Below are 25,797 nucleotides of genomic sequence, written 5' to 3'. Positions count from 1 at the left end.
GGGTCTCCAAATGCTTTTCCCTCAACTGCTTGCGCGTGTCTTTTGATTGGATTTTCCATCACCTTTTTCTCCCCACAACTCCTTCCCTTATTACTTTACTTGGACTTGTGTGTACACCGTAGGATGCATTGGGGGGAAATAAGAAATCTGGTTCCCTCCCCTTTGCAAGGGGAGGGTTAGGGTGGGGTAAAACCGATATTTATCAACGACTTCAGACTTGTGTGTACACCGTAGCCGACTCAAAGAAGAACAGACTTGAACTTTAGTTCAAGGCAGAAAGAGGTTTGTCGATCCCATTCAACTCAGAGAGTAAGGTAAAATTATCAGTAAAAGTATTAAGAATTTTAAAGAAAATAATCAATGTCCAGCATTTCTCTTGACAAAAGTAACTCTCATGTCGTCGTTATTGGTGCGGGAATAGGTGGACTGACTGCTGGGGCATTATTAGCTCATAGAGGTTACAGCGTCTTAATTTTGGATCAAGCCCTCGTACCAGGAGGCTGTGCTTCGACCTTCAAACGCCAGGGATTTACCTTTGATGTAGGAGCAACTCAGGTGGCGGGATTGGAACCAGGGGGAATTCACCACCGGATTTTCTCAGAATTGTCAATAGATTTACCACAAGCAACGCCTTGCGACCCTGCTTGTGCTGTCTATTTACCTGGAGAAAACACACCGATTAATGTTTGGCGCGACCAAGACAAATGGCAAGAGGAACGACAAAAACAGTTTCCTGGTAGCGAACCGTTTTGGCAGTTGATGGCAGCTTTATTTGCTGCTAGTTGGGAATTTCAAGGACGCGACCCGGTACTACCACCGCGTAATTTATGGGATTTGTGGCAGCTAACTCAGGCGGTGCGTCCGAGTACATTAATTACCGTACCCTTCACCTTGTTTACGGTAGGAGATGCTTTACGGTTATGTGGACTGGGAAATGACCGACGGCTGAGAACTTTTTTGGATTTGCAACTGAAGCTGTACTCCCAGGTAGATGCAGAAGAAACAGCATTACTTTACGCAGCCACAGCGTTGAGTGTATCCCAACTGCCCCAAGGATTGTTTCACCTCCAGGGAAGTATGCAAGTATTAAGCGATCGCTTGGTACAATCTTTAGAGAGAGACGGCGGCAAACTATTGATGCGCCACACTGTAGAACAAATCAAAGTAGAAAACGGCAAAGCTACTGCTGTTGTTATAAGAAATCAGAAAACTGGCGAAGTTTGGACAGAAGCCGCCGACCACATAGTTAGCAACGTCACCGTGCAAAATTTGGTGCAGTTGTTGGGACAAGTGCCATCTGGTTATAAAAATCGGGTAGAAAAATTGCCCCAAGCATCAGGTGCTTTTGTGGTGTATTTGGGTGTAGATGCGAGTGCGATTCCGCCTGGGTGTCCTCCCCACCTGCAATTTCTGTATGATGTCAATGGCCCCATTGGCGAGAATAATTCCCTATTTGTTTCCGTCAGTCATCCTGGAGATGGTCGCGCACCGGAGGGGAAAGCGACAATTATTGCTTCTTCATTTGTCGATTCCGCACAGTGGTGGCAGACTGATGATTATGAAGGACTAAAACAAAAGTTTACCCAAGAAGCGATCGCTCGTCTTGCCCAATACTTCTATCTCAAACCAGAAACTATTATTCATCAAGAAGCCGCAACACCGCGCACCTTTGCTCATTTCACAGCCCGCGATCGCGGTATAGTTGGCGGTATTGGTCAAAGAATTCCCACCTTTGGTCCCTTTGGGTTCGCCAATCGGACACCAATCGAGAATTTGTGGTTAGTTGGTGATTCCACCCATCCCGGCGAAGGTACTGCTGGGGTGAGTTATTCAGCGCTAACAGTAGTTAGGCAAATTGAGGCGTGAAGAAGGCAGATTTAACTATAATTGAAAACTCTGCCTTGATTAAAAGGTAAGTCATACTTATAACCGATGGCAAACAGCACACAAAACTGGTCAAATTAAGTTAGTGTTGCGAATGCTGGAGTAATGACAGACAGCGTTTTAATTCTTGGTGGACGAGGGCGGATTGGTAGCAGTGTTGCTCAGGATCTCGCTACTCATACGCAGGCTCAAATTACGATTACTGGACGTTCTGCGGAGTTTGGGAAGGCTGTAAGCTTGTCTTCAGGAGGACAAGTGCAGTTTTTAGTATTGGACTTGGCAGAAGTTGACAAGTTGCGAGATGCGATCGCAAACTCTAATTTAGTCATCCATTGTGCCGGGCCATTTCACTATCGAGATACTAATGTTCTCGAAACCTGTATTGCTGAAGGCGTTAATTATCTAGATGTTAGCGACCATCGGTCTTATACCAGCAAAGCTTTGAATTATCATGAAAAAGCTGCTGCTGCTGGCGTGACAGCAATTATTAATACTGGCATTTTTCCTGGTATTTCTAACAGCATGGTACGTCAAGGTGTTGAACAATTTGATAAACCAGAAAAGATTCATTTAAGTTATTTAGTTTCTGGTTCTGGTGGTGCTGGCATTACAGTGATGCGGACAACTTTTCTTGGGTTGCAGTATCCTTTTGAGACTTGGATAGATGGAAAATGGGAAATAGTCAAGCCTTATAGTGAAAGAGAAGTAGTTGAGTTTCCACCTCCATATGGACGCACCGGAGTTTACTGGTTTGATATGCCAGAAACCTTTACACTGCCCCATGCATTCCCATCAGTGAAAACTGTAATTACTAAGTTTGGTTCCGTTCCAGATTTTTATAATCATCTAACTTGGATTGCGGCACACGTTTTCCCCAAGTGGTTAATGCAGCGTCGTTACATGATTGAATTTCTGTCTCATGTCAGCCATTCAATGACAGATGTCACTAATAATTTTAGTGGAATTGGAGTAGCAGTTCGTTCTGAGGTTACAGGGCAGAAAAATGGTGAAACAGCCGTTTATTGCTCAACTGTAGTGCATGAAAATACAGCTGTGGCTTCTGGTTGTGGCACAGGTACTATTGCCCAATTATTGCTAGAAGGTAAACTCAAAAAACCTGGAGTTTTTCCTGTAGAAGAAGCATTACCAACAAATTTATTTGAAGAAGTAATGCAAAGCCGAGGCATAAAAATTAATCACAGTTGGTCATAAGTGTTTATCCGATCAGAAAGTAAAATATCAGTCTACTTGAGCAGACTTGAGCTATTATTCCAGAATTTGATGTCTGGACGGGATGTTACTAAGCACGATAATTTGGGACTATAGCAATTCTCATTTTAAACAGATACACGGGTAAGATTACACAATTTTGTGTTACTACTAAATCATTTGTGAACCACGAGATCCTCGACTTTTCTAAGAAGTCGAGGATTTTAGTCTTGTAAATCAGATTACTATAAAAACTAAAAATTAATATACCTTGAGGTAGAAGAAAGAACTGTACCTAAACACTTAGGATGCCTTTGAGCCTCAGATATTTAATCTATCTTCTACCTCAAAAGGCTCATAACAAAAAGATTAGGAGATTTTTTTCATGCAAAAAATTCTATTAAGTTTAAAACAAGTATTACGTTCAAGCTTTTTGGTTATTAGCTTGATGGTTTTCATCGGCTTGTCAGGTTCTTTCATTTTGGTTCAGCAAACTAGTCATGCAACTACTCTTGAAGAATTAAAACTAATACCTCCAGAGTATAAACCAAATTCTGAAGAAAAAATTAATCGTGCTAACGAATACGATCCAGGTGTTGGCATTCAAGAAGAAGACAGACAACAAGCTTATGAGCAAGCAAAAAAAGATTCAAAAAACCTCAATACTATAGAGAAGACTTATGAAAGAAATTTAAAGGCTGAACAAAAACAAAATCCCCCAGAAAGTTTTGGGGAAAAAGCGAAAGAAGTTATTGAAAAAGTGACAGGTAAATAGGGAACTGTAGCGACTGTCTTGAAAGTCGCTACATCCAAGAAATCTTTTTACTCAAATTCATCTATTGTGGTGGGAGGAGTAGTCTTTCTCTTGTTAGCAAAATGGCGCTCATACCACTTCATTAATGGAGTTGCACTAATTCCATGCACAACGACCGAGGCTACAATAGTAGTGTAAGTTATCCAAGCAATTTGTTCGGCTGCCTCACCTTTCAAACCATGACTAAAGGCATAGGCTAGATAATATAAAGAACCAACTCCGCGAATCCCAAACCATCCAAATAACAACCGAGTTCCTGGGTGGAAGGTTCGGCGGCGTGAATCTAAAGGACGTTTGCCTATTGTGCTAATCCAAACTCCTAAAGGTCTGACGATCAAGAATAACAAAACTATTACTAACACAGATTGCATAGCATAATTAAGTATTGGTTTCAATAATAATATTGAACCCAATAGTAAAATTGTCCCAACTTCCAGTAGTTTTTCGATTTGCTCAACAAATTCTAATTGTTCTATCGGTTTTTCAGGATTTCTGTAACTGCGTTGGACAACTAACCCAGCAATAAATACTGCTAGAAATCCATAACCATTAACCATTTCTGTTAATGAATAAGTTAATAGAATTGTGCTGATAGCAATAAAATCTTCCATTAACTCATCGGTAGCACGGCGTTTTTGAACTTTTTTTTCAATCCAAACTATAGATTTGGCAACAATAATCCCCATAATAATGCCAGATGCGATCGCCCATATTAAATCAACTGTAATCCACTGTTGAAACCAGTTACCCCAGTTGTCATCTTCTAAGGCATGAATGCCAAAATAAACGAAGGGAAAAGCTAAAGCATCATTTAACCCACCTTCAGAGGTTAAACCAAATCTCAACTCATCTTGGTCATTTATACTGGTCAATTGTACTTCTGATGCTAATACTGGATCTGTAGGTGCGAGAATTGCTCCTAATAAAATTGCTTCTCCCCAATTCATTCCTAAAAACAATTTACCCACAACAGCCAGAGCAAAAATTGAAATTGGCATCAGAAATACAATCAATCGCACTGTAATATCCCAAACCCCCAACTTTAGAGGCCGAACAATTCTTAAGCCGCAGCTAAACACAGAAATAATTACGACAAGTTCTGTTATTCTCTCCAGCAGTTCGGTGTTAAAAACGTCATCTCGACGTAATTGAATCAGCCCTAAGCCATAAGGGCCTAAAAAAATACCAACCACTAGGTAGATGATAGCAAAAGAAAGGGGTAAGCGAGTAATCCAACCCGACCCTAAAGTTACCATCAGTAAAAGTAGACCAATTACAAATAGGTCAATAATATAGATATCTAACATATAGCGATTTACATAAATATAAGGTGCTGCTTTGTAAGCTTAGTTGCAATACCTTTGTATTAGAATTTATCTATAGGCAGATTTTGTGGGATTAAGAATTTAGAGACATCACCAAATTGGAGAAGAAAAGAATAGATAAATTTGGCGTTGGCTTTGCCCATCGTAGACATTGCGCTTTTACGAATGGTTTATAAGCTAAACCATATCTAATTTAAAATTTATATAACTCTTGTGGCATAAGCCGAAAAGCCTACGCTAATTATGCAAGTTAAAGACTTCCAGTTCAAAAAATATCCCATCCCTGCGGGACGCTTTGCGTTTGCGTAAGCGTCCCGCGGGGTACATAGGGCCGCAAGGTCTTGCGCCCCTACTACAGATATAGAAACAATTAGGGATAATTTATTTTTTGCAAGTTCTTTAAATGTGGAACGGCTTAATTGTGTCCGGTTAAAGACTTATGATTAAGACCGGAAAGGGGAGGGACTTTTGAGCTTTCTGCATAGCTAATTAGACGGAAATGATCTATTTCCTACTTTCTGACTTGGACATCGGCCAATTTAGTACAAATATACTATAATAGTATAGCGTCCACAAAGCCTAGCCAAATGCATAATGGCTCTGTGAAAACCTTCTGGAAGATGGATTCAAGGGTTAGTTCGATGATGAAGCATTATATTCTCAACCTCAATCCGACTGCCAAGCATGAATGGGATCGGTGTATTTTACGTGACCCGCTGACTGCCAAACGCCCAGACATTGCTAAACTCATTGCCGAAGCAGTTGGTGCTGATACAGGTAGTTATTTGGTCAGCGTGAATATTGAAGTTCAAGTTTTGCAGCAAGCGGCAGTACCTCAAGCCGAACAACTCTCGCTTTCATTTCCAGAGGTGAGTGTGCCGTCACAACCACAACTGCGGGAAGCAGCTTGAGCTAAAGTGTAGAATTTAGCAGAAAATAATTAGCCTGCTTATGCAGGCTTACTTTATTAGCCGCAGACTTCAGTCTGACGGCTAAATAAGTCATAGGTGTATGGGCGGACTTAATCTTAAAAGGCAAAATAAATAGTGTTATTCAAAAGACATCTTCAGAAATGAATGACGATCGACATTCATTTTTACTCCTTTGTCTAAAGCTAATTTCAAAAACTTAAAAATTTAGCTCAGACAGAGTACAGAGAAAGATGAATGAAGTTTAACTTTAAAAATTTTTGAGAGTTTATTTTAACTTTATTTTAGCGAAAATTTAGGAAAATGATTGGCATACCTGCACTTCAGACATCGCTTTTTCTCCCCTAATTCAATACATTTTGGCTATAATATATATATAGCTTCCACCAAGCTGAGTTAAGTGTAAAACTGCTCTGTGATAGCCTTTTGGTAAATGGATTCAAGGGTTGGTCTTATACTTAAACACTACATTATTGACCTGAGAGGAAAATTATTAAATGATGCAACTGAGTCATTATCCAGCTGCGATCGCACAAGCTGCCCAACGGGCTAATGAAATAGATTCTCAGTTGATGGCAGTGCAGCATCAAGTTAACCGATTTGAAGGCAATGCAGACCGCACCGCCGCTTTTGAGATGGATTTGAAAAATGATGCTCAACGTAAGGCTCGCCGCTTTGAGGTGCTGCTTGTGAATCAGGAATATCAGAAAGCAATAGACACCCAAATTCGATTAACTGTTGATAAAGCAAATGCCATCGCCCATTTGGAATATCTGCGTAACCAGTTTAGTGTAGCTAAGTTGGAAGCCAGATTAGCGATCGCTCAACAACTCTCTGATTTTGAGTCTCGTGAATTAGTTGGTTTGTAATTACAACCATAAACCCCAGATGTGAATCTGGGGTTATCCAAACAAAATCGGTGATTGTCAGATTAGGGAAGTAATTATAATCTGTGGGACAGCAGTTGGAAAATTTGCTGATTAATAGTTGAAATATCAAAACGCTTACTAGCAGTAGCCCTGGCATTATTGGCTATAGTTGCAGTTATTTCCGTCTCTTGTAAACAAGTGCTAATTACTTGTGCAAGTTCCTGGGGTTCTCCTGGTGTCACTAAAAAACCATTAAGTCCATGTTCTACTAACTCTATTGCACCCCCAGCTTTGGCTGCAACTACAGGTTTTCCAGATAGCATTGCCTCTACAATCACTCTCCCAAAGGGTTCTGGCGAAGTAGAGGTATGTGCCACCAAGTCACAAGCTGCCATTAACTGGGGAATATCAGAACGAAACCCTAAGAATTTGACGCGGTTTTCTAATCCCAGTTCACTAACTTGTTGGTGTAACTTTTGGACATAATCTTGTTCGCCAAACAGTGCGTCACCAACTAAAATTGCTATCACATTATGCGGACATTTAGTAAGGGCATCAATTAAAATATGCTGCCCTTTCCAAGGTGCAAGACGGCTAAAGTGTCCAACGACAAATTTTCCTTCTAATCCTAACTGTTGCTGTAATTGTTTAATATCAGACTCATCAGTTTGATAAATTTTGGGATTAAAGCCGTTATAAACAACTTCGATGATATCTGGGCATCCTCCTGCTTGTACAAAGGCTGTTTTACTTGCTTGAGAATTAGCAATTACTAATGATGCAAAACGATTAGCTAAGTTAACAGCAATGCGAAGATTAGTTTGGCTAAAATGTTCTTGGGAAAGAATATCATGTAAATGATAAACCAGAGGGCGACGACTGAAAAAACTTGCTAACGCTCCGACAACTAATGCTTTTTGGGTGTTGGCATAGATTAAATCGTATTTACGCGCTTTTTTAACTATCTTAGTAATCAGAGGTGCAAGTTGTCCCAAACTCTTGAATCCTTGTAGCAAACTGCTTTCTTTGCGAACTTGGATTGCTTGAGTTGCAAGGACTTCTACTGGGATATGATTTTGTTGTAGTAAATCTTTAAACGATCCATCTGCAAATAAACCTACTAAAGCGCGATCGCCATAAGGTTTAGCAATATCTATTAAACATAATTCGGCACCGCCTGGTTTACCGCTTTGATCTAAGAAAAGAATTCTCATTAAACCTCTTTTTATCTAATTTGAACCGTGTAGTGCCCCTAGTATTTATTAAACTTACTTATTTAAGCTAATAAAACATTCCGTACTTGCTGGGCAATTTGATTCCAGTCGTAGTGTGTGGTGGCGTAGTGGCGACAAGCCGATCGCGAAGGTATGGGTATATTACCCAAAATTGCTTGTTCTAATTTTTCAGCAATAGCTAAAGTGTCTATTGAAGTAGTAATTAAATCGGGTGAAAATTCTGATAAAATTTCTGGCATTCCCCCAACTGGAGTACATAAAACAGGAGTACCACAGGCTAGAGACTCAACTATTACTAATCCAAATCCCTCAAAAGATTGACTAGGCATAATAGTTAATTCAGCCGCTTGATAAGCTATAGGTAATTGCTCATCAGGGAGAAAACCTAAAAATTTAACGTTGTCATCTAGTCCTAATTCTGTAGCCTGTTGTTGTAGTGCAGCTTGGATGTGACCACGACCTGCGATCGCTAGCCAAACATCTGGTATTCTGGGCTTAATTATAGCCAGAGCTTGTAATAATTTGTCAACTCCGGTTCGATGCACTAAACGGCGTGATGTAAATATAATCCGGCGATTAGTAGGCCAGCCTAGCTTTGCACAAGCCTCTTGGGGTGATAAATTTGGCTGAAACCAGTTAATATCAACTCCGCCAGGAATAATATTAATTTTGCTCCACGGTACTTGATATTGATCGTGTAAAATTTTACCAAATGCTTTACTCAAAACAATGAAGCGATCGCAACGATTATAAGTGTTTTGTTCGATTAGCCAATGCTTGATTAAAAGACTGAGGTTTTTATTAACTACCTCTTGCTGACTCTCAGAAGCCCAAGGGCCATGAAAGTTAAAAGTAACTGGTACTCCCTTTGGCAAAATATCTAAAATCGGAAAGCTATATAATGCAAAGTGCAAATTAATAGCATCTGGTTTGCTAGTTCTTGTTTTCTGGAAGTTTGTGCGAATTGACCATAATCTTTGCCAAATAGCACTATCCGGACTCGCCAAGTTAGTCAGCTTAATCGGCGAATTTATTTCAGTCTCTGGAAGACCAACTCCGCATAATTCAATCTGGTCTTGATTTGCTGCTAATTTATGAGTTAGTTCGTAAATATACCTTTCTAGTCCTCCAGGACTTTTGGGAAACCAACCTAATCCCAGAGTGAGAATAGATGCAGATGATGAAGTAAAACTTTTTAGTTTATTTTCCACTAATGTATCTCCTATAAATATACTAAAATAGGCGCACATCTGTGCGCTTTTACATCTGTATACAAACCTGAATCAATAGAATTTATGAATACACATTACCAATAATAATTTTTGTATAGAAAACCAATTTATAAACTATTTATATATCAACGTCAATAAGGAATAAAATCGGTATGTTTATTAACTAGACTGTACCGAGATAGCTATATATGATACCTATCAATTCAGAAATGTGAATGCTATATATAGAGAGATAAAAGCTGCTGTAAAGTAATAAATTTAGAATATTTTTGTATTAATGCTTACCATTTTGATTTAAAAATAAGTAAATATTAATACCTTAATTCGACTATATCCATTTTCGTCGTGATGCGATCGCCTAAGCTGAAACCTTTGTGGGAAAGGAGGTTTGCTTTTTTTAGCTTCATCGATATCTGTGATGTGGAAAAAGTATTTACCAAAAATTTAGAATTTTTACCGTATAAAGAAAACCAACTTCTTAATTTTGGATAAAGTCGAGCTTAAATAATGTTTTAAAGATATTAACTGAAAATTTCAATAATAAGGGTAGCTACATAAAGCTTATGGGACTTACGTAAAAAACTCTCAAACCCTCATTACTCTGTGTCTCTTTGGTTCGTCTTTTCGTGACTCATGCGTAATACCAATTCACTAAAAGTGTGATACAGATAAAATAGGAATAAATATGAACGGGTGAAAATGGCTGGAATCACCAAAGTTGAAATCAAAGAATCAGTCCAAGAGTTGCATGAACTGCTCTTAAACCAGAAAACAGCATCAAGCCGCGAACGAATTCAAGCTTTGTATTTGCTGAAAATGGGCCAGGTGAGAACGGTACAGGATGCAGCTGTAGTTGTGGGCAGAGAAAGGGTGACGGTGCAAAGATGGCTCTCAATTTATACAAAGTCAGGAATAAATGGTCTGTTGTCAGTAAACAAGAGTACAGGGCGACCGCCAATTATTAATGGTTTGGCTAAAGAACAACTTTTAAAAGAACTTGAACAGCCAGAAGGATTTAAAAGTTATGAGGAAATCCGAACATGGTTGAAAGCGGTGGAAGGAGTAGAAGCGTCATACAAAGTAGTACACGATACAGTACGTTATCGAATGAAAGCGAAGTTAAAAGTACCAAGAGCAGTAGGGATAAAACACAATGAAGAAGCAGAATTAGAATTTAAAAAAAACTGCCACAATACCTAGAAGTCATTAGAAAACACGCTATAGAGCCAAAAGATAAACACAAAAGAATTAGATATTGGTGTGGTGATGAAAGCCGTGTAGGATTAAAAACAGAATTGGGGAGGCTGATTACGCTTTGTGGCATAAAACCTATCGGCATCATGCAATGGAAGAGAGAAAACTTCTATTTATACGGGTTAGTAGAACCCTTAACTGGCGAGTATTATATTTGGGAATTCTCTCATCTCAACACAGCTTGTTTTAACATTTTTTTAGAACAGTTTGCTGCTACATATTCGCAAGATATACATATTATTCAATTAGATAACGGTGCTTTTCATTTAAGCCAGACTCTTAAAATTCCCGAAAATATTATTTTCTTATTTCAACCTCCACATACTCCCCAAGTCAATCCAATTGAACGTTTATGGGAAGAAGTCAAAAGAAATCTAAGTTGGGAATGCTTTGCTAGTTTGGACGAGTTAAGAACAGTTATCTGGCAACGTCTTGAGGAATTAAACACATCAATTGTTGCTTCTATTACAGGTTGGGGTTTTATTCTGGATGCTTTATTTGTATCAGGCTTTTCGTGAATTGGTATAAGTCCTGGCTTATATAAAATAAAAAATAATTTGCTAGTTAAACCTCGTCTACCTTGAGAACCGTAGTTTTGTAGGTTGGGTGCAGCGATAGCGTAACCCAACATAAATCAGGTGGTAATGTTGGGTTGCGTTTCACTCCACCCAACCTACATAAATATATCTTTTAATATTTTTTAAAAAACTCTAGGTTTCAACATAGATGAGCTTTATATATCGCTCTGCAATCACTCTGTTCAACGAAAAATCTCAGCCAAATTTGAAAGCAAAAGTAATTGGGGTAATAAATAATGCTAACGCTTAGTACTTGTTTCGTGCGCTGATTGATAGAGAACTAAGGCGTTTTCACGTAAAATTGCTACAGAAATAGCCTCAGCTTCAGCTACAGTAATATCAGAATCTGTAATTGCTTGCTCTAGCACTTCCCCTAAAACCTGGCGACCCCATTTTGCACCCAAGTAGTACAATTCTGGAATTGAATGGGCATCAGAAGAATACATTAATTTAGTAGTGGGAGTTAATTCTAACATCTGCCTGATTGCTTCCCGCATCCCAGATACGCTTAAAAAGGGTATTGCTAAACCGAAATCTAGATAAACTTGGGGATATACAGAAGCTAGATAACCAGCCTGCTGCATATAAGGATATGAAGCGTGTAGCAATACTATTGGTACATCGCGATACTGGGGTAACTCTAGTAAATATCGCAGATTTAGAGGATTAGCCAATCGTAAATCCAAGCTGGGATCGCCGTAGCCAGTATGAAATTGCACTGGTAAGCGGTATTTTGCTGCTACTAATAATGCCTGTTGTAACAGAAAATCAATCAGCGGTTTATCTGTCAGTCGCAGAGGTTGATTGTGCAGTTGTTGCTTGAGGTTGTCAAAGCGAGCCGCCGCCACCTCGTCAGTTACCGATTGAATATCCAAACCACTCCGATAACAGGCAATACTTTTAAAAGCTACTACTCCCAACGGTGGGGGATCGAGTTCACTGTTGAATCTGGCTAGGAAAGTAGCAAAATCAGGAGATTGCAGAATTAGCTGTTCTGCTAATAGTTCTAATCTCAGAATCCTTCGCACAGGAATAAACCTTTCATGCCACGACAGAGGTAGGATAGTTTCTGGCTGCAAACCATCATCTAAGTAAATTGCCTCTAGGTTAGCAGCCCGAAAATAAATCTGCGTTAGTTCTTCTAATCCTAGACTTTCTCGCCGTGCCAAAATTGCTGTTTCTTCAGCTTCGCAGTTCAATAAAGCAGCAATATCGCGCAAGCTACGCCGATAAAAGAAGGTATGACGGGCATGGTAGTTGATGATTTCAGGTTCGTAGCCTTCAGTAAAGGCAGCCGCATAAGGAGACTGGGCAGCTACTTCTGGTTTTAATATGTTGTGGGCGTGTTGGTCAATTAAAGGAATATCAGCCAGATTCATCTGTAGTAGGGAGTAGGAGTGGGGTGCTAGTATTTTTCTAATAATATTTTCACTTCTGCCGTTAATTCCCAATCTTTCATTGCTTGCCACTCTGCTTGACGCACTGCTAAGAACGCTTTGGCTAACTGGGGATTTAAAGCTGTTAATAGGATATCGTCTTGCTGGAGGTGAGCGATCGCTTGCCCCAAATTATTTGGTAATGGGTCTATTTCCTTAGCACTGCGTTCTTCAATTGATAAATATCCAGGGTCTTGATTTACTGGGTTTGGTGGTGTGAGACTACGCTGCACGCCATCAAGTCCGGCTGCGATCGCTGCTCCCATTGCTAAGTAAGGATTAGCTGAGGCATCTACAGTTTTCAATTCAAAGTGGCTGGGACAGCCCGAAGCAGGGTTGCTAGGGACTCTCACAGCAGCTTCTCGATTATCTAATCCCCAACAACGGAAAGCACCACTCCAACTATGAGGAAGAATGCGGCGGTAAGAATTAGTACTTGGGGTAGTTAGTGCCATCAGTGCCGGCAGATGGCACAGAATACCAGCGATAAATTGTAATGCCACCTCAGAAAGACCATAGATACTCTGAGGATCGGGTAATAGATTTTTCTCCCTATGCCAAAGGCTCAGATGGATATGACAACCACTACCAGCTACATCCGGGAAAATTTTGGGTAAAAATGAAGCGATGAGGTTATGGCGGTGGGCGATCGCTCTGACAGTCTCTCGAAAAGCAATTTGCCAGTCAGCTGCTTGTAAAGCATCGGTATAGCGCATGGAAATTTCCTGCTGACCTGGGCCTGATTCAGGATAATACTGTTCGACAGGTATACCTTGGGCAATAAGTGCATCAGCGATTTCATCAATTACTTCGCGGTGGAGATCCATTGCCTGAGTTGAAGCAAAAACTGTGGAGTCAGCCGGAATGATGCCATCAGGTGTTTGCCGTAATAAATAAAACTCATTTTCAAAGGCTGCTCGTACTTCCCAACCGATTGATTTAGCTGCTGCAATCATCCGCTTCAAAAAATTTCGCGGGCATAACCCCCAAGCAGCACCATCTAGTATCATATTGCCCATGACACGAGCATGACCAGGACTATAAGGTAAAGGCTTGAGACTAGACCAATCTGGGACTAAGCGAATTTCACCTACTGGTCCTAAATTTGTTTCTGGCACAACTGCATCATACATTACGGGAATTCCCTGCTGTCCTACAGAAATCCCTACTCCATGTTCAAAGTAGTGAGCTAACATTCCCAGATGCACAGCTTTGCCACGGATAATATTAGCATTATCGCACCAAAGAACTCGCACAAATTTAACATCAGCTTCTTCAAGATATTTTCGTATTTTTTTAAAGTTATTTTTTTCAGCCATTGTTAGTTATTTTTATTTTGACTCGATTATTTTCTCATGAAAGTTATGGCAGAGTGATATCAGATGCCGTGTCCATACATAGACTGTATCTTAGCCACTTCAAAATAGTTATATTTTTTTACGGATTTCATCAACAATGATTGTATATAAATAATTAAAACCTGAAAATTATATGATAAATAAATTACTGACGCAGTTAAAAAAACTACGTTATAAGCTCAATCAGCACATCAAAAAATTATCTAATACTAAATATTTACAAAAAAATAAAACTTTCAAATTTTTACTCAGTCTGACTATTGGAGTTATTGTTACTACCCTTGGAATTACAACAGACTGGGCGACAACTGGAACGCGCACGCTTACACATAATACTATTAGCAAAAATCTGCGGGTACAAAATAATACTGAGATACCCACACTTAAAGATAAAATATCATCAATAAATAATACTATTGCCAGCGAACATCTGTGGGTGAAAAACAATACTGAAATACCCACGGTTATACACAAAATATCGCAAAAAAGTAATACTATTGCCAGCGAAAAGCTGCGGGTACAAAACAACACTGAAACACCCGCGCTTAACTACAAAACATCATGGATAGGTAATACTATTGGCAGTGGAAATCTGCGGGTACAAAACAATATTGAGGCCATGTATGTTGCTCCTGATGGCACAGTTTATACTAACAGCCATTGGGATGAGGCGGCAATGGAGGCAGGAATATATAAAGATGGTAAGGTTATTGCTGCCCTTGGGGATACTCACGGCTGGAGTCGTGGCGGTGGCAAAGCTGTAACCGCAAATAGTAAATATGTTTACATTGCCATGACTCAAGGTTCGAGGGGCGATACAAAAGAAGATTATCCACCAGAAGGAACAACTTGGTATAGCGTTAGACGCTATGACTTATCAGGAAAACCTGCGCCGTTTCCGAATGGGCGTGGTTGGGATAAAAGTATGTTGATTACCAGTACTAAAAGTGAAGTTACTGGATTAGCAACTGGGGAAAACGAGTTGTATGTGAGTGATTTTGCTGCTAACCGCATTCGTGTTTATGATACTGAGACGATGAAGGAACTCCGCAGCTTTACCGTTGCTAATCCAGGAGCAATAACTATCGATCCACAAAAAAATCTCTGGATTATTCAAAGTAAAAATGGTAGTAAGCCTGCAAAAATTTTACATTATTCCCAAAGTGGAAAACAATTGCCCCAACAGATTGCAGATATCGTCGAACCAACTGCGATCGCTATTAATCATCAAGGTAAGTTGTTAGTAGCAGAAAATGGCCCGCGTCAGCAAATGTTGACTTATGAAATCAAAGATCGGCCAGTGCAGGTGAGTAGTTTTGGCACTAAAGGCGGTATCTATGCAGGAGTTGCTGGTGAAGTTCGAGATTTGAAACTTTACGGACTTACCGGAGTCGGTACAGATGCTTCCGGCAATATTTATATAAATAGTAATGGTTTCAACAAATCAGGAACAGATTTGCGGAAATTTTCGCCATCGGGAAAACTAATGTGGCGATCGCTGGGATTGATATTCGTCGATAATGCAGATGCCGATCCGAAAACTGATGGTGTAGATTTATTCACCAAACAAGAACACTATCTGATGGATTATAGTAAGCCTGCTGGTAAGCAATGGAATTACAAAGCCTACACCTTAAATCCTTTCAAATATCCTCAAGATCCACGTCTGCATACATCGCCAGATGGAACCTTTGTTCGCCGCATTCAAGGGAAGCCGTTTTTGTTCCTCACAGATATGTATAACAGCTTTCTGCAAATCTATCGTTTTAATCCCGCCACAGATGGTAAAGTCGCCATCCCCGCCGGTATGTTTGTTGGTACTAACAGCGCAGATAAACCATTTATTACCGGAAATTGGCCGCCACATCAACCAGAAAAAGGGGAATGGATCTGGCGCGATCGCAACGGTAATGGCAAATTTGAAAAGAACGAATACGATCGCAGCAAAGATTATCCTTATCTCGGCGGCTGGTGGGTAGACAGCAAAGGAGATGTTTGGAAAGCTTTGCGAACAGAAGATGGTATTCGACACTATTCTTTACAGGGAATAGATCCCAAAGGCAACCCCATCTACAGCTATAGTTCGATGGAAAAGCAAACTACTCCCAAAATATTTAACGACTTGCGCCGGATCGAATATTTCCCTGAAACAGATAGTATGTATTTGTCAGGCTTTACGGTAGATCGCCCTGCATTTAGTGACGATGCTGGAGTTGCTGGATCTGAGATTGCCCGTTTTGACAATTGGAGTAAAGGAAATCGTACTCCCAAATGGCGGATTGTAATTCCCCACGACAGCATCGGTAAGCGTGAAGTGTCTACAGCAGCCATCAGTGTGGCGGGAGACTATGTATTTGCCGTGACAGTCAAAACCGCAGAGGTATATGTCTACAATGCCAAGACGGGAGCGCAAGTACAACACTTAAAACCAGGCCCAGAAGTTGGCGGCGAAAGTGGCTGGATTGATATACCCTACGGTATTCGCGCTTTTCGGCGTTCCAATGGTGAGCATCTAGTATTTGTAGAAGAAAATTGGAAAGGAAAAGTGATTATGTATCGGCTGGCAGGGTAATACCATTTTGGATTTTAGATTTTAGACTTCGGCTGCGCCCTTCTCCTGTCGGAGACGCTACGCGAACGGCTACGCGGTAGTTGAGCGCAGTCGAAACTCAGGACAAGCTCAGTCGAACGATTTTGGATTGTGAAACATCCATTGGATAAATGTTTCAGTTTTCCATCTGTCGCAATCATTTTTCACGCTTGGTATAAGTATTTACAGTAATTACGACACAACACAGCTTTCAATACTGCTCGGATGAGAATTTTAAACTGGAATTTGGTTTGGGAAAAAGGGAAAAGGAGAAGGGGTAAAGCTATGAAATTTTCCTTTCCCCTTTAACCTTTAACCTTTCCCCAGTCTAGTATTGCTATATGTACAAAAATATGCGATACATTTAATCGCATATTTAGTGTCAATTATTTTGTCATTTCTTATTTAGCCTGAACCCGCGCCTGCTTCACCATTGCAATCAAAGTTTGATGAGCGTCTTCCGCATCTATTAAAACACGATCGAATTGAATGCGAACTGGGACAGCTTCCCCATTTACTTGCGCTGTTAAATCCATACCCTGTGCATCAATTGACAGCATTTTGGCTGCGTTCGCATCTGTGACACCACCAAAAGCTTTAGCATAAATAACTACAGCATCAGCATGATCGTCATTCATGTGCTTGCAGATGCGCGAACTAATTTCAGCAGAAAAACCATTAGACATTGTGAACTTAAAAGTGATGAATATGGCAAGAGCTTAAATTCTCGGCTAAGTAGTTTAAATTAGCAGAAAAAGCTAGTCTTACGCCATCGTTATTATAAGTTATATCTGAAAAACAATTGCTGTTGTATATATTTGATAAGTTAAGTTTATTACTCGTACAAAAATTAAATTAAAATAAGCATTATCCAGTATTTTTACCTTTCATTGCGGAAAGCAGACAGCGTAAACTGTAGCAGAAGTATTAGCCAAAACTATTGCAGCTAAGAGACAATGAGCGAAACTAGCCCCAGACGAATTGTAATTGGGGATGTGCATGGACACTATGAAGGTTTAATGACACTGTTGGAGGCGATCGCCCCCACGTCAGAAGATCGAGTCTATTTTCTGGGAGACTTAATCGATCGCGGCCCTCATAGCGCACAAGTAGTTAATTTTGTCAAACAAAATAACTACCCATGTTTGTTGGGAAATCATGAGCAGATGTTATTAAACATTCTGACCAATGAAAGGACTTCCTCCTCGACGATGCAGGCATGGCTGTTTGGTGGAGGGCAAGCTACCGTGGCCAGTTACCACGAGGCTCCCATTCCTGATGACCATCTGGATTGGTTAAAAGCTTTGCCTACATACCTTGACTTGGGGGATATTTGGTTAACTCACGCTGGTGTTGACCCTTCCAAGTCAGTGACAGAACAAACTGCCGATGAATTGTGCTGGATACGAGAGGATTTTCACAGCATTGAAAAACCCTACTTTCCAGATAAACAAATTATCATCGGTCACACCATTACTTTTACCCTGCCGGGTGTTTCTCCTGGTAAACTGGCCCAAGGAAAGGGATGGCTAGACATAGATACTGGCGCTTATCATCCCCGGAGTGGCTGGTTGACTGGACTAGATGTCACAAATCAGTTGGTTTATCAAGTTAATATCTTTAAAAACTATATCCGTACCCTGCCTTTAGAAGAGGTTGTAAGTACAGTCGATCCAGCCAAAATTAAAGTCGATCGCCGCAATCGGAATTGAGGAATATTTGAAATCAGGGGGAGAAATCAATTCAAAATTCAAAACTTGTACTGAGCGTAGCCGAAGTATTCAAAATTCAAACATTTTAGAACTTCTGCCCCCTGCTTGGTTGTTGGGCGTAGCGATGCACTGCCTCCTCTTTCCCAGTTCCCTCAAGACTTCGCTAATGGTCGAATATTTGCTTTATAACTAGCATTATCCAAGCCAGATTTTCCATTACTAGGTTGAGCGTTAATTGCACGTCTGAGGGCTTCAATGCGATCGCTAGTTCCGGGGTGTGTACTCAAAAATGTCGGAGTGGAACCGCCCTTTTTCAGCAGCTTTTGCATAAAAGAGACCATTGCTGACTGGGCATAACCAGTACGTGTCAAAGTTCGTAGTCCTCTTTGATCGGCTTCAAATTCGTTTTTACGACTGCGTGGTAAGTCCCGTGCTACCTGTACACCAATTTGCACTGCGGCATTTCGATCTAAGCCAGCCGCCGTTAATAGACCACTTTCGAGGGCTTTTTGCTGCATCTGCTTGACTACATGTTTCCCGCCAATGTGACCAATTTCATGGGCGAGTACACTTGCTAGTTCCGCTTCATTGTCTGCGGTTTTCAGCAAACCCGTGTGGACATATACATAGCCGCCCAAGGTCGCAAAAGCGTTAATAGACTCATCTTGAACTATCTGAAAAGTATAGGGTAGATCGGGGCGATCGCTATTCGCTGCTAAACGCCGACCAACTTGTTCTACATAACGATTCACTTCGGGATTGCGGTAAAGTCGGACTTGACTGCCGACCAATTCCTGATTAATCTGCTTACCAAGATCAACTTCTTGATTAGGGGATATATTAGAAAGCTGAAATGCCTGAACTCCTTGGAGTAAAAGAGGTAAGAAATCTAAAGTTCTTCCAGGCAAGGGTGTACTCAGGCACAGACTCAGGGCGACTACCACTGAAATTAGGGGATAAAACCAGCGACGCCGCCATACACGGTAATTTGCAGCAAAACCTTTCCAGTTGAACATAATACGCTTTGAAGATTATTTCGGAAGAACATAAAATGAGGGGACAAATTATGAGACGGATTTAAAGTATTCTAAGTTGCATTCTTAACTCAATATCAAAGGAGTTGTTATACAGATAATCTTGACTCAAATCTACCGAACTGCGGGAGGCTAGAGATTCTCTCTAGAGATAGCCCTAAACACTAGATTTTACTTTCTAGGCGCGTGAGGATTACAGCAGAATTCAGAATTCAAGAGTCAAACACGCTTGATATATGGATAACAGACGCGAGCTTGTGTACCTCACTTTCCTTGAAATCTGCTATAACAGGTAAAATTTTCAGGGTTAGCTGCTGGCTCTTCGGAAATTATGAACTCGTGATAAACTGTCGCATAACTGCAACCCTTGAATACTTTGAGTTATTACCAAATAGGGAAAATTACTGTTTCCATCGAAAACTTTCTGGCTACAATCCATTACTTCGCTATTACCTCGGAAAACTTTTTATGGCTATTTTAGATTCAAAAGGTCGCTTGTTTGGCAAAATCAATCTCCTAGATTTAGGTGCTTTACTGGTAATTTTGCTAGTTATCTTTGGCATCTTTATTTTTCCTGGCACTTCTGGTTCTGTTGCCCAAGTTGGCGCGAAAACAGTACCCATAGAAGTAGACTTAGTAGTTCGTGGTTTGAATGTACGCGACCCGGAAAAATTAATCGACAATGGTTTAAAAAAAGGTGGGAAAACCAATGTGATTATCCGCAATCAGCCTTACGGACAGATTGAAATTAAATCTATTCAACAGCTACCTAGAACAGTCAATGTTTCCCAACCTGATGGCACTGTTAAAGAACTGCCAGATCCTAAGAGCAATAATTACAGTACAGATTTTCTTTTAACTTTAGATGGCAAAGCCCAAGTTACTGAAAACGGGCCAGTTTTAGGTAACAGTAAAGTTAAAATTGGGATGCCATTTGAATTAGAAGGCTTTAACTACAACTTCAATGCAACTGTCATTGATATCAGATTGAAAGACAAATAGTATTATCACTTTTGTTGATAATATTTTCTCTAGAAATCTTATTAAACATCTGGTGAAAAAGAATGTAGAGACGCGTTAGCGCACTGAGGCGAACGCGTCTCTACTACTCATGTTAATTAAGCAAAGGCAAAAATTTGCGAATTAACCCAATTGTCACTGCTGGCAATTCTAACTGTGGTGTCAATCCGACATCTTCCAACTGTTGAAAAAATCGGATTGCTAAGGGATTGATTTCAGCAAGGCGGCGACCAATTGAGGGGCCTGTAAATTGCGACTTTTGTCCCCAAATAATCGCAGTGGGAGTGACTAATTGTTGAATGTAAAGGGATAAATCAAAGCACAAATCGCCACGTACAAAGGACAGTGCTGCATACTCAGCATTAGGTTGTTGGGCAGATTGTAGATAAGCATCTACAATTTCTTCGTAAACTCGATTGGATTGAGCAAATTGCCGTTGTTCTAAAAAGCTGCGAATACCACCACTAGTAGCAATTCCAGTGCTGTAAAGTAAACGATCGACAATGGGAACGCTAACTAACTGAGCAAAAAAACTCCTAGAGTAGTCTTCGCCAAAGTCAGAAAGTCCGGCGGGGGTAGTAAGAATTAAAGACTTAAATAAATCAGGATGATTTGCTGCTACCCGAATTGTAAATGCTGCGGTCAAAGAAGAAGCGATCGCTGTTACTGGCCCAGTACAAGTCTGCTCGAAAAACTCCCGAATCGTAATCAAATAATCCTCAATTTTGTAACTCCGTGCTGGATGTTCAGACCTACCCCAACCGAGCAAATCTGGCGCAATGACCCGATATTCAGCCGCAAAAGCCGGATAAACTTTCGACCACTCATAAGCAGAAGACCCACCACCAAAGCCGTGCAAGAATACCAAAGTTTCGCGATCGTCTTTGGCAGTCACATCATCCTCCCAAGGCGCTCCAGCAGCAGTATAATATACCATTCTACCTAGTGAGGTATTTATAGAGCGTTGTTCAAATCCTAGTGGTTGAAACATAAGTTTTTTTGTTGACTGTAGTGATTCGTTGGCACAAGTAAGACACGATACCTGAGGCGCAGGCGCACGAAGAGAAGATTCGATAATTTCTCCGCCTCCCCTTTAGTCACCCTAGATGTTGACCGCACTCAGTGCTGAGTAAATTAAAAAGCACTTAATATTTGTGTACTTAGTAAGAGCAACGTCCTTTGTAGGCAGTCTTCTAACTCAGCATTCTTCATGTGTCTAGTTCAAACTCCCCACTCATTGTTATTATCAGCGAACCAATCACTCTCAGACTTCTCGCTAGCGTCAGATTAAGTAGATATAAAATTACTGGATTACTTGTAAAGATTTGGTGCTTTTTTTCATAAAAATAAAGTAACGGAACGTTGAAATTACTGTTTTATAAGGGTTTTTCATGGTAACGAGGATCGCTCCAGCGTGAATCCAGCATAAGTTTTTATGGTAGTCTATCAAAAAACCGATAAATAATTTTGAGCGTCAACACGTCAAAAATAGTTAAAACGCTTATTTTAATAACCTGTTAATTCTACTTATATATGTAGAAACTACAGCTTTTAATGTATAAATAATCTAATTTCATCTAAGTAATAGTAAGGCGGGATGTCATGGTAAAGCAGGCTACTCTTCAATCAAATAAACTACCAACGATTGAAGACCCTAAATTTGCGCTTGACAACTCGAATATACAAAACGAAATTAAAGCTTCAGCTAGGCGGGGTGAGGTTGAACCAGCTCTTGATGCTACCAGACTTACTGTACCTACTTGTATTTGTTTAGACTTAGAAGACTTGAAGTGTTTTGAAGCGGTAGAGCGCCAATATGAACGTTGGGGAGTTATTTTTCACAATTGTCTAGCAATACAGCCATCAAATCCAGCATTTCCAACCTATTCAGGGCTAATAGTCTTAATGGGAGCGCCCAAAAGCGGATTTTTAGAAGCTACCTTCTTGCGTCCAGTGAACTCGGTTAGCGCCTTTGTCACTAGTTCGCAACGGCTAGTGCTTTCCGCCTACGATCGCGATCGGCAACTACTCGCTCAAACTGCACTACCAGGCTCTAATCTTGCCAATTCCGACTCGCCAATTTCCCCCAATACCTTATTATCTATAAATGTGAATAACATTTACAGCGTTACCTTTTGTACTTTTGATGGGCAATTCACCCTTGATAACTTTCGTTTTTGTCTTTAATTAAGACTTACCTACAAGATGCCCTTGCTCTGAGCGATTGAAAATGGTATGTTAATTGGCGCTGTGCTGTATTAGTCTACTATCCGTCTATTAAATCGGGCATTTTGTGATTTCAGCCTTCATTCTTTCTTTATCCATAGTAAAACTTATACAATAGGTAATTTCATAATCAAGTAGGTAAACACTGTGGCACAGGCTTCGTCTTCTTGGCAGCAATTGATCAACCAAATCCCCAACTGGAACTGGTCGCTTCCAAAATTCAAGACAAAGGGAGCCATAAAGCAGCAAACATTTAAACGTTTCTCTGGCCCTGGGGGCTTTCTTGGGTTCCTGACAATTATCATTGCCATGTTGTTGTGGAACTGGAAACTGCTACTGGCTCTTTTGATCGGCATTGGAGTAATGGTATTGGTTTACTCAATGCAGGAGTGGGACTGGCAATTGCGCTGGTCTAAAATACGTAAGTTCTTAAATAGTTCAAATCGTCGGTTAGTTTTAGCAGTCATCAGTGGTGGTATTGCTACTGTCAGCACTTACATGGCAGCGGCAATATGGGCCGACTCTCACAGTCACTGGATTGCTGCTGGTGCGATCGCTCAAGGTGTGGGAACCCTGTTAACTTTAATTTTATTGGTATGGCAAATTGTCAACTTCTATGAAAATCGAGAAGAAGACCACCTCGATCGCTTGTTGATGAATTTAACAGAAAAAGATCCATTGAAGCGGTTGATTGCTCTAGGTCAACTAAGTAAATTCATCAGCCGTAAGCGAGTTGACTCTTCAGTGCAGCAAAATATTGTCCAATGCTTGCAACTCCTACTCAGTCGAGAGGAAGAAGTTGTAGTGCGAGAGGCAGCTTTTAAGAGTTTACAAGCCTGCGATCGCCTACAAGTCCCACCCCCCAAAACAGCAGTACCTTTCGTACCCGTATCATCAAAAGTCAAACACCACGTTTATTAGTCCTTTGTCCTTTGTCCTTTGTCCTTTGCAAATGACCAATGACCAATACTTCTCTACGAGAGGCTGCGCCAACGACTACGCTCAGTACAAGTGACCAATGACTAATGACTAATGACCAATGACCAATGACCAATGACAAATAACTATTTTCGAGACAACGTTCCATTACGAACTTGCACTACCGGATGATTGCACCTGCGTACCAATTGTTCATCGTGGGTAGTGACAATTACCGTAGCCCCAAAGGAATTTAACTTCTGGAGAATCTGGATTACTTGCCAAGAATTATCTGGATCGAGATTTCCAGTAGGTTCATCGGCCAACAGTAGGGGTGGTGTACCAACGATCGCACGGGCAATACTCACCCGCTGTTGCTCTCCTCCAGACAGTTGATCTGGAAAGTAGTCAGCTTTACTCAGCAAACCTACCAACTTTAAGGTTGGTTCTAAACGTCGTTGAATTTCTTTACGGGTATACCCTTGAGCTTGCAGCACAAAAGTGACATTTTCTGCTACTGTTCGTTGGGTAATGAGTTTGTAGTCTTGAAACACAATACCAATTCGTCGCCGCAATAATGACAAGCGATCGCCCCGCAAATCCGCTACATTACATTCATCAACAATTACTTCTCCCTGTGTAGGAAACTCCTGGCCATATAGTAGTTTCAAGAGCGTTGATTTACCAGAACCACTTGGCCCCGTGATAAACAGAAATTCTCCCTTTTTTACCTCAAGGTTTGCATTCAATAAGGCGTGAGTGCCATTAGCATAAGTCTTGGTTACAGATTGCAATTGTACCTTTGTAGTATTGCTACCGTGCTGTTGAGTTTCACTGTCTTCTCCGTGAACGGAAAAGTCTTTCTTAACTTGAGTTGTTAATACTGGCATTGTTAAACTTTCCTCATACCCACAACTAAACAGTTTGCCTGCTTAGATGTAACATTCTCCCCAAAATAAGGATTCCCAGGTTTCGCCTGGGAATTTAAATTTCAACAAAGAAAATTTAAAAGTTTTTCAAGACTTTAATACTAACTAAGTAAGAACACCCAGAACTCAGCACGGGCTAAACCTTAGCTTTCCGCTAACAGAACTCAGAACTTATAACTCAGCACTCTTAACTAATTGCACCTCTTGCTGTCAAACGATAAACAAATGCTTTCACAGCAAACGCTGGCAAAGCCAACATCCGCCGCCAGCGCCAAGGTTCTTGATAAAGGCGATACAACCATTCCAAATTATTATTTCCTAACCAGGCGGGAGCGCGAGTTTTAGTTCCCGACCAAATATCAAAACTACCACCAACGCCAATCCAAATTGCTTGGGGACACAAATGGCGGTTTTCGGCAATCCATAACTCTTGACGCGGCACTCCCAAACCAACAAAAATCACTTGTGGCTGCAATTGAGCCAGAGTTTGTCGCAATAGTGCTTCTTCTTCTAGAGAATGGTAGCCTGAGTGAGTGCCGACTATATTCAAATCTGGAATTTGCTGCTGCCAAAAATCTGCCGCATTTGCCGCCACTCCGGGCGCTCCTCCATAGAAAAATATCTTTGTCCCTGTCTTTTGTTGTCCAAGGGCTTGCAAAAGTTTTTCTGCTAATTCAATCCCTGGAAACCGCTGCACTTTTTGCCATAACAGCCACCGTAAATACAGAACCACTCCAGCTCCATCTGGAATAACTAGTTCAGCATTTTTAATTACCTGAGCTAATAATTGGTTTCGCTCTGCCTGCATAGTCATTTCTGCATTGAGCGTTACGACATGAGTTCCTCTGCCTGTGTGCAGGCATTCTAACAACCAGCCTGGATAGTCAGCCATCACATGAACTGGTATTCCCAACACTGAAAATGCTTGATTGCCGTTAGACATAGCCTATTCTTAAGTAATACTCACACCAGATTTTGCATGAATGTTAAGTTTATCAAATTTTTTTATATTAGAACTTAGGCGAAAGAGATTCCCCTTTGCCCTGCAACGAGAGTAAGCATAATTAAACTAAATAGACATAATAGTGAACAAGAATGTATATACGCAGCCCTGCTACGTAATATATAAGGGTTTTAGATAACACATAATTAATTTCACTTCTCTGTCTATTAATCTTGGGCGCTTGTACTTGGGCTAAACCAGTTCAACTTTTATTGTTAAAGTGTAAATTCACTCAGTATAAA

Annotated in this window: 22 protein-coding genes; 12 read left to right on the top strand and 10 right to left on the bottom strand. The window is 40.6% G+C overall.

Going from position 1 to position 25,797, the window contains the following annotated elements:
- The first annotated feature begins 360 nt into the window (after positions 1-360).
- From crtD to ACR5KR_RS13150, 3 genes are all read left to right on the top strand, one after another.
- The gene (gene crtD, locus ACR5KR_RS13160; protein ID WP_448266817.1) at positions 361-1,866 is read left to right on the top strand and encodes a C-3',4' desaturase CrtD; all 1,506 of its coding nucleotides are present in this window, start codon (positions 361-363) and stop codon (positions 1,864-1,866) included.
- A gap of 123 nt (positions 1,867-1,989) precedes the next feature.
- A complete protein-coding gene (locus tag ACR5KR_RS13155; RefSeq protein WP_445631991.1) occupies positions 1,990-3,096 on the top strand; it encodes a saccharopine dehydrogenase family protein in 1,107 nt (368 codons plus the stop codon).
- 382 nt (positions 3,097-3,478) lie between these two features.
- On the top strand, positions 3,479-3,868 hold the full coding sequence (locus ACR5KR_RS13150; protein ID WP_445631992.1) for a hypothetical protein: 390 nt from the start codon (positions 3,479-3,481) through the stop codon (positions 3,866-3,868).
- Between the two features lie 47 nt (positions 3,869-3,915).
- On the opposite strand, the gene ACR5KR_RS13145 is transcribed toward ACR5KR_RS13150, so the two are convergent.
- On the bottom strand, positions 3,916-5,214 hold the full coding sequence (locus tag ACR5KR_RS13145; RefSeq protein WP_445631993.1) for a cation:proton antiporter: 1,299 nt from the start codon (positions 5,212-5,214) through the stop codon (positions 3,916-3,918).
- Between the two features lie 659 nt (positions 5,215-5,873).
- Here ACR5KR_RS13145 and ACR5KR_RS13140 point away from each other — a divergent pair.
- Together ACR5KR_RS13140 and ACR5KR_RS13135 are read left to right on the top strand one after the other, a co-directional pair.
- Entirely contained in the window at positions 5,874-6,143 is a 270-nt protein-coding gene (locus ACR5KR_RS13140; protein WP_069069307.1) for a hypothetical protein, read from the top strand.
- Between the two features lie 515 nt (positions 6,144-6,658).
- A complete protein-coding gene (locus ACR5KR_RS13135; RefSeq protein ID WP_104909380.1) occupies positions 6,659-7,030 on the top strand; it encodes a hypothetical protein in 372 nt (123 codons plus the stop codon).
- 74 nt (positions 7,031-7,104) lie between these two features.
- On the opposite strand, the gene ACR5KR_RS13130 is transcribed toward ACR5KR_RS13135, so the two are convergent.
- A complete protein-coding gene (locus ACR5KR_RS13130) occupies positions 7,105-8,244 on the bottom strand; it encodes a glycosyltransferase family 4 protein (RefSeq protein ID WP_448266816.1) in 1,140 nt (379 codons plus the stop codon).
- 62 nt (positions 8,245-8,306) lie between these two features.
- Entirely contained in the window at positions 8,307-9,476 is a 1,170-nt protein-coding gene (locus ACR5KR_RS13125) for a glycosyltransferase family 4 protein (RefSeq protein ID WP_448266815.1), read from the bottom strand.
- Between the two features lie 720 nt (positions 9,477-10,196).
- Here ACR5KR_RS13125 and ACR5KR_RS13120 point away from each other — a divergent pair.
- A complete protein-coding gene (locus tag ACR5KR_RS13120; RefSeq protein WP_448265554.1) occupies positions 10,197-10,697 on the top strand; it encodes a helix-turn-helix domain-containing protein in 501 nt (166 codons plus the stop codon).
- Positions 10,682-11,269: an IS630 family transposase gene (locus ACR5KR_RS13115; protein WP_448270054.1), complete on the top strand. Its 588-nt coding sequence runs from the start codon at positions 10,682-10,684 to the stop codon at positions 11,267-11,269. The genes ACR5KR_RS13120 and ACR5KR_RS13115 overlap by 16 nt, the downstream gene beginning before the upstream one ends.
- A gap of 299 nt (positions 11,270-11,568) precedes the next feature.
- Here ACR5KR_RS13115 and ACR5KR_RS13110 read toward each other — a convergent pair whose 3' ends face one another.
- Positions 11,569-12,708, bottom strand: a complete 1,140-nt coding sequence (locus tag ACR5KR_RS13110; protein ID WP_448266814.1) for an amidohydrolase family protein — start codon at positions 12,706-12,708, stop codon at positions 11,569-11,571.
- A 26-nt stretch (positions 12,709-12,734) separates the two neighbouring features.
- Positions 12,735-14,084 (bottom strand): glutamine synthetase family protein, encoded by a 1,350-nt coding sequence (locus ACR5KR_RS13105; RefSeq protein WP_448266813.1) that lies wholly within the window; start codon positions 14,082-14,084, stop codon positions 12,735-12,737.
- A 172-nt stretch (positions 14,085-14,256) separates the two neighbouring features.
- Between ACR5KR_RS13105 and ACR5KR_RS13100 the strand changes: the two genes are divergently transcribed.
- Complete coding sequence (locus tag ACR5KR_RS13100; protein ID WP_448266812.1) at positions 14,257-16,695, top strand: hypothetical protein; 2,439 nt, start codon at positions 14,257-14,259, stop codon at positions 16,693-16,695.
- Positions 16,696-17,114: 419 nt separating this feature from the next.
- On the opposite strand, the gene ACR5KR_RS13095 is transcribed toward ACR5KR_RS13100, so the two are convergent.
- Positions 17,115-17,399 carry a DUF2470 domain-containing protein gene (locus tag ACR5KR_RS13095; RefSeq protein WP_445631999.1) on the bottom strand — a complete coding sequence of 95 codons (285 nt, stop codon included), beginning with the start codon at positions 17,397-17,399 and terminating at the stop codon, positions 17,115-17,117.
- 270 nt (positions 17,400-17,669) lie between these two features.
- Between ACR5KR_RS13095 and ACR5KR_RS13090 the strand changes: the two genes are divergently transcribed.
- A complete protein-coding gene (locus ACR5KR_RS13090) occupies positions 17,670-18,425 on the top strand; it encodes a metallophosphoesterase family protein (protein ID WP_445632000.1) in 756 nt (251 codons plus the stop codon).
- A gap of 152 nt (positions 18,426-18,577) precedes the next feature.
- On the opposite strand, the gene ACR5KR_RS13085 is transcribed toward ACR5KR_RS13090, so the two are convergent.
- A complete protein-coding gene (locus tag ACR5KR_RS13085) occupies positions 18,578-19,441 on the bottom strand; it encodes a M48 family metallopeptidase (protein WP_448266811.1) in 864 nt (287 codons plus the stop codon).
- A 486-nt stretch (positions 19,442-19,927) separates the two neighbouring features.
- Here ACR5KR_RS13085 and ACR5KR_RS13080 point away from each other — a divergent pair, with 486 nt between their 5' ends.
- A complete protein-coding gene (locus ACR5KR_RS13080; RefSeq protein ID WP_448266810.1) occupies positions 19,928-20,461 on the top strand; it encodes a DUF4330 domain-containing protein in 534 nt (177 codons plus the stop codon).
- 112 nt (positions 20,462-20,573) lie between these two features.
- Here ACR5KR_RS13080 and ACR5KR_RS13075 read toward each other — a convergent pair whose 3' ends face one another.
- Positions 20,574-21,470 carry an alpha/beta fold hydrolase gene (locus tag ACR5KR_RS13075; RefSeq protein WP_448266809.1) on the bottom strand — a complete coding sequence of 299 codons (897 nt, stop codon included), beginning with the start codon at positions 21,468-21,470 and terminating at the stop codon, positions 20,574-20,576.
- Positions 21,471-22,081: 611 nt separating this feature from the next.
- Here ACR5KR_RS13075 and ACR5KR_RS13070 point away from each other — a divergent pair.
- Together ACR5KR_RS13070 and ACR5KR_RS13065 are read left to right on the top strand one after the other, a co-directional pair.
- On the top strand, positions 22,082-22,666 hold the full coding sequence (locus ACR5KR_RS13070) for a hypothetical protein (RefSeq protein ID WP_448266808.1): 585 nt from the start codon (positions 22,082-22,084) through the stop codon (positions 22,664-22,666).
- Positions 22,667-22,852: 186 nt separating this feature from the next.
- On the top strand, positions 22,853-23,626 hold the full coding sequence (locus tag ACR5KR_RS13065; protein ID WP_448266807.1) for an armadillo-type fold-containing protein: 774 nt from the start codon (positions 22,853-22,855) through the stop codon (positions 23,624-23,626).
- A gap of 143 nt (positions 23,627-23,769) precedes the next feature.
- Here ACR5KR_RS13065 and ftsE read toward each other — a convergent pair whose 3' ends face one another.
- Together ftsE and ACR5KR_RS13055 are read right to left on the bottom strand one after the other, a co-directional pair.
- Positions 23,770-24,513 carry a cell division ATP-binding protein FtsE gene (gene ftsE, locus ACR5KR_RS13060; protein WP_448266806.1) on the bottom strand — a complete coding sequence of 248 codons (744 nt, stop codon included), beginning with the start codon at positions 24,511-24,513 and terminating at the stop codon, positions 23,770-23,772.
- 226 nt (positions 24,514-24,739) lie between these two features.
- Positions 24,740-25,495, bottom strand: coding sequence for a WecB/TagA/CpsF family glycosyltransferase (locus ACR5KR_RS13055; RefSeq protein WP_445632007.1), 756 nt, complete (start codon positions 25,493-25,495; stop codon positions 24,740-24,742).
- Positions 25,496-25,797: the final 302 nt, after the last annotated feature.

It is taken from the genome of Nostoc sp. DSM 114159 (genome assembly GCF_053470285.1).
Note: the sequence above shows the minus strand (reverse complement) of the source record. Positions and strands in the feature narration are given on the sequence as shown.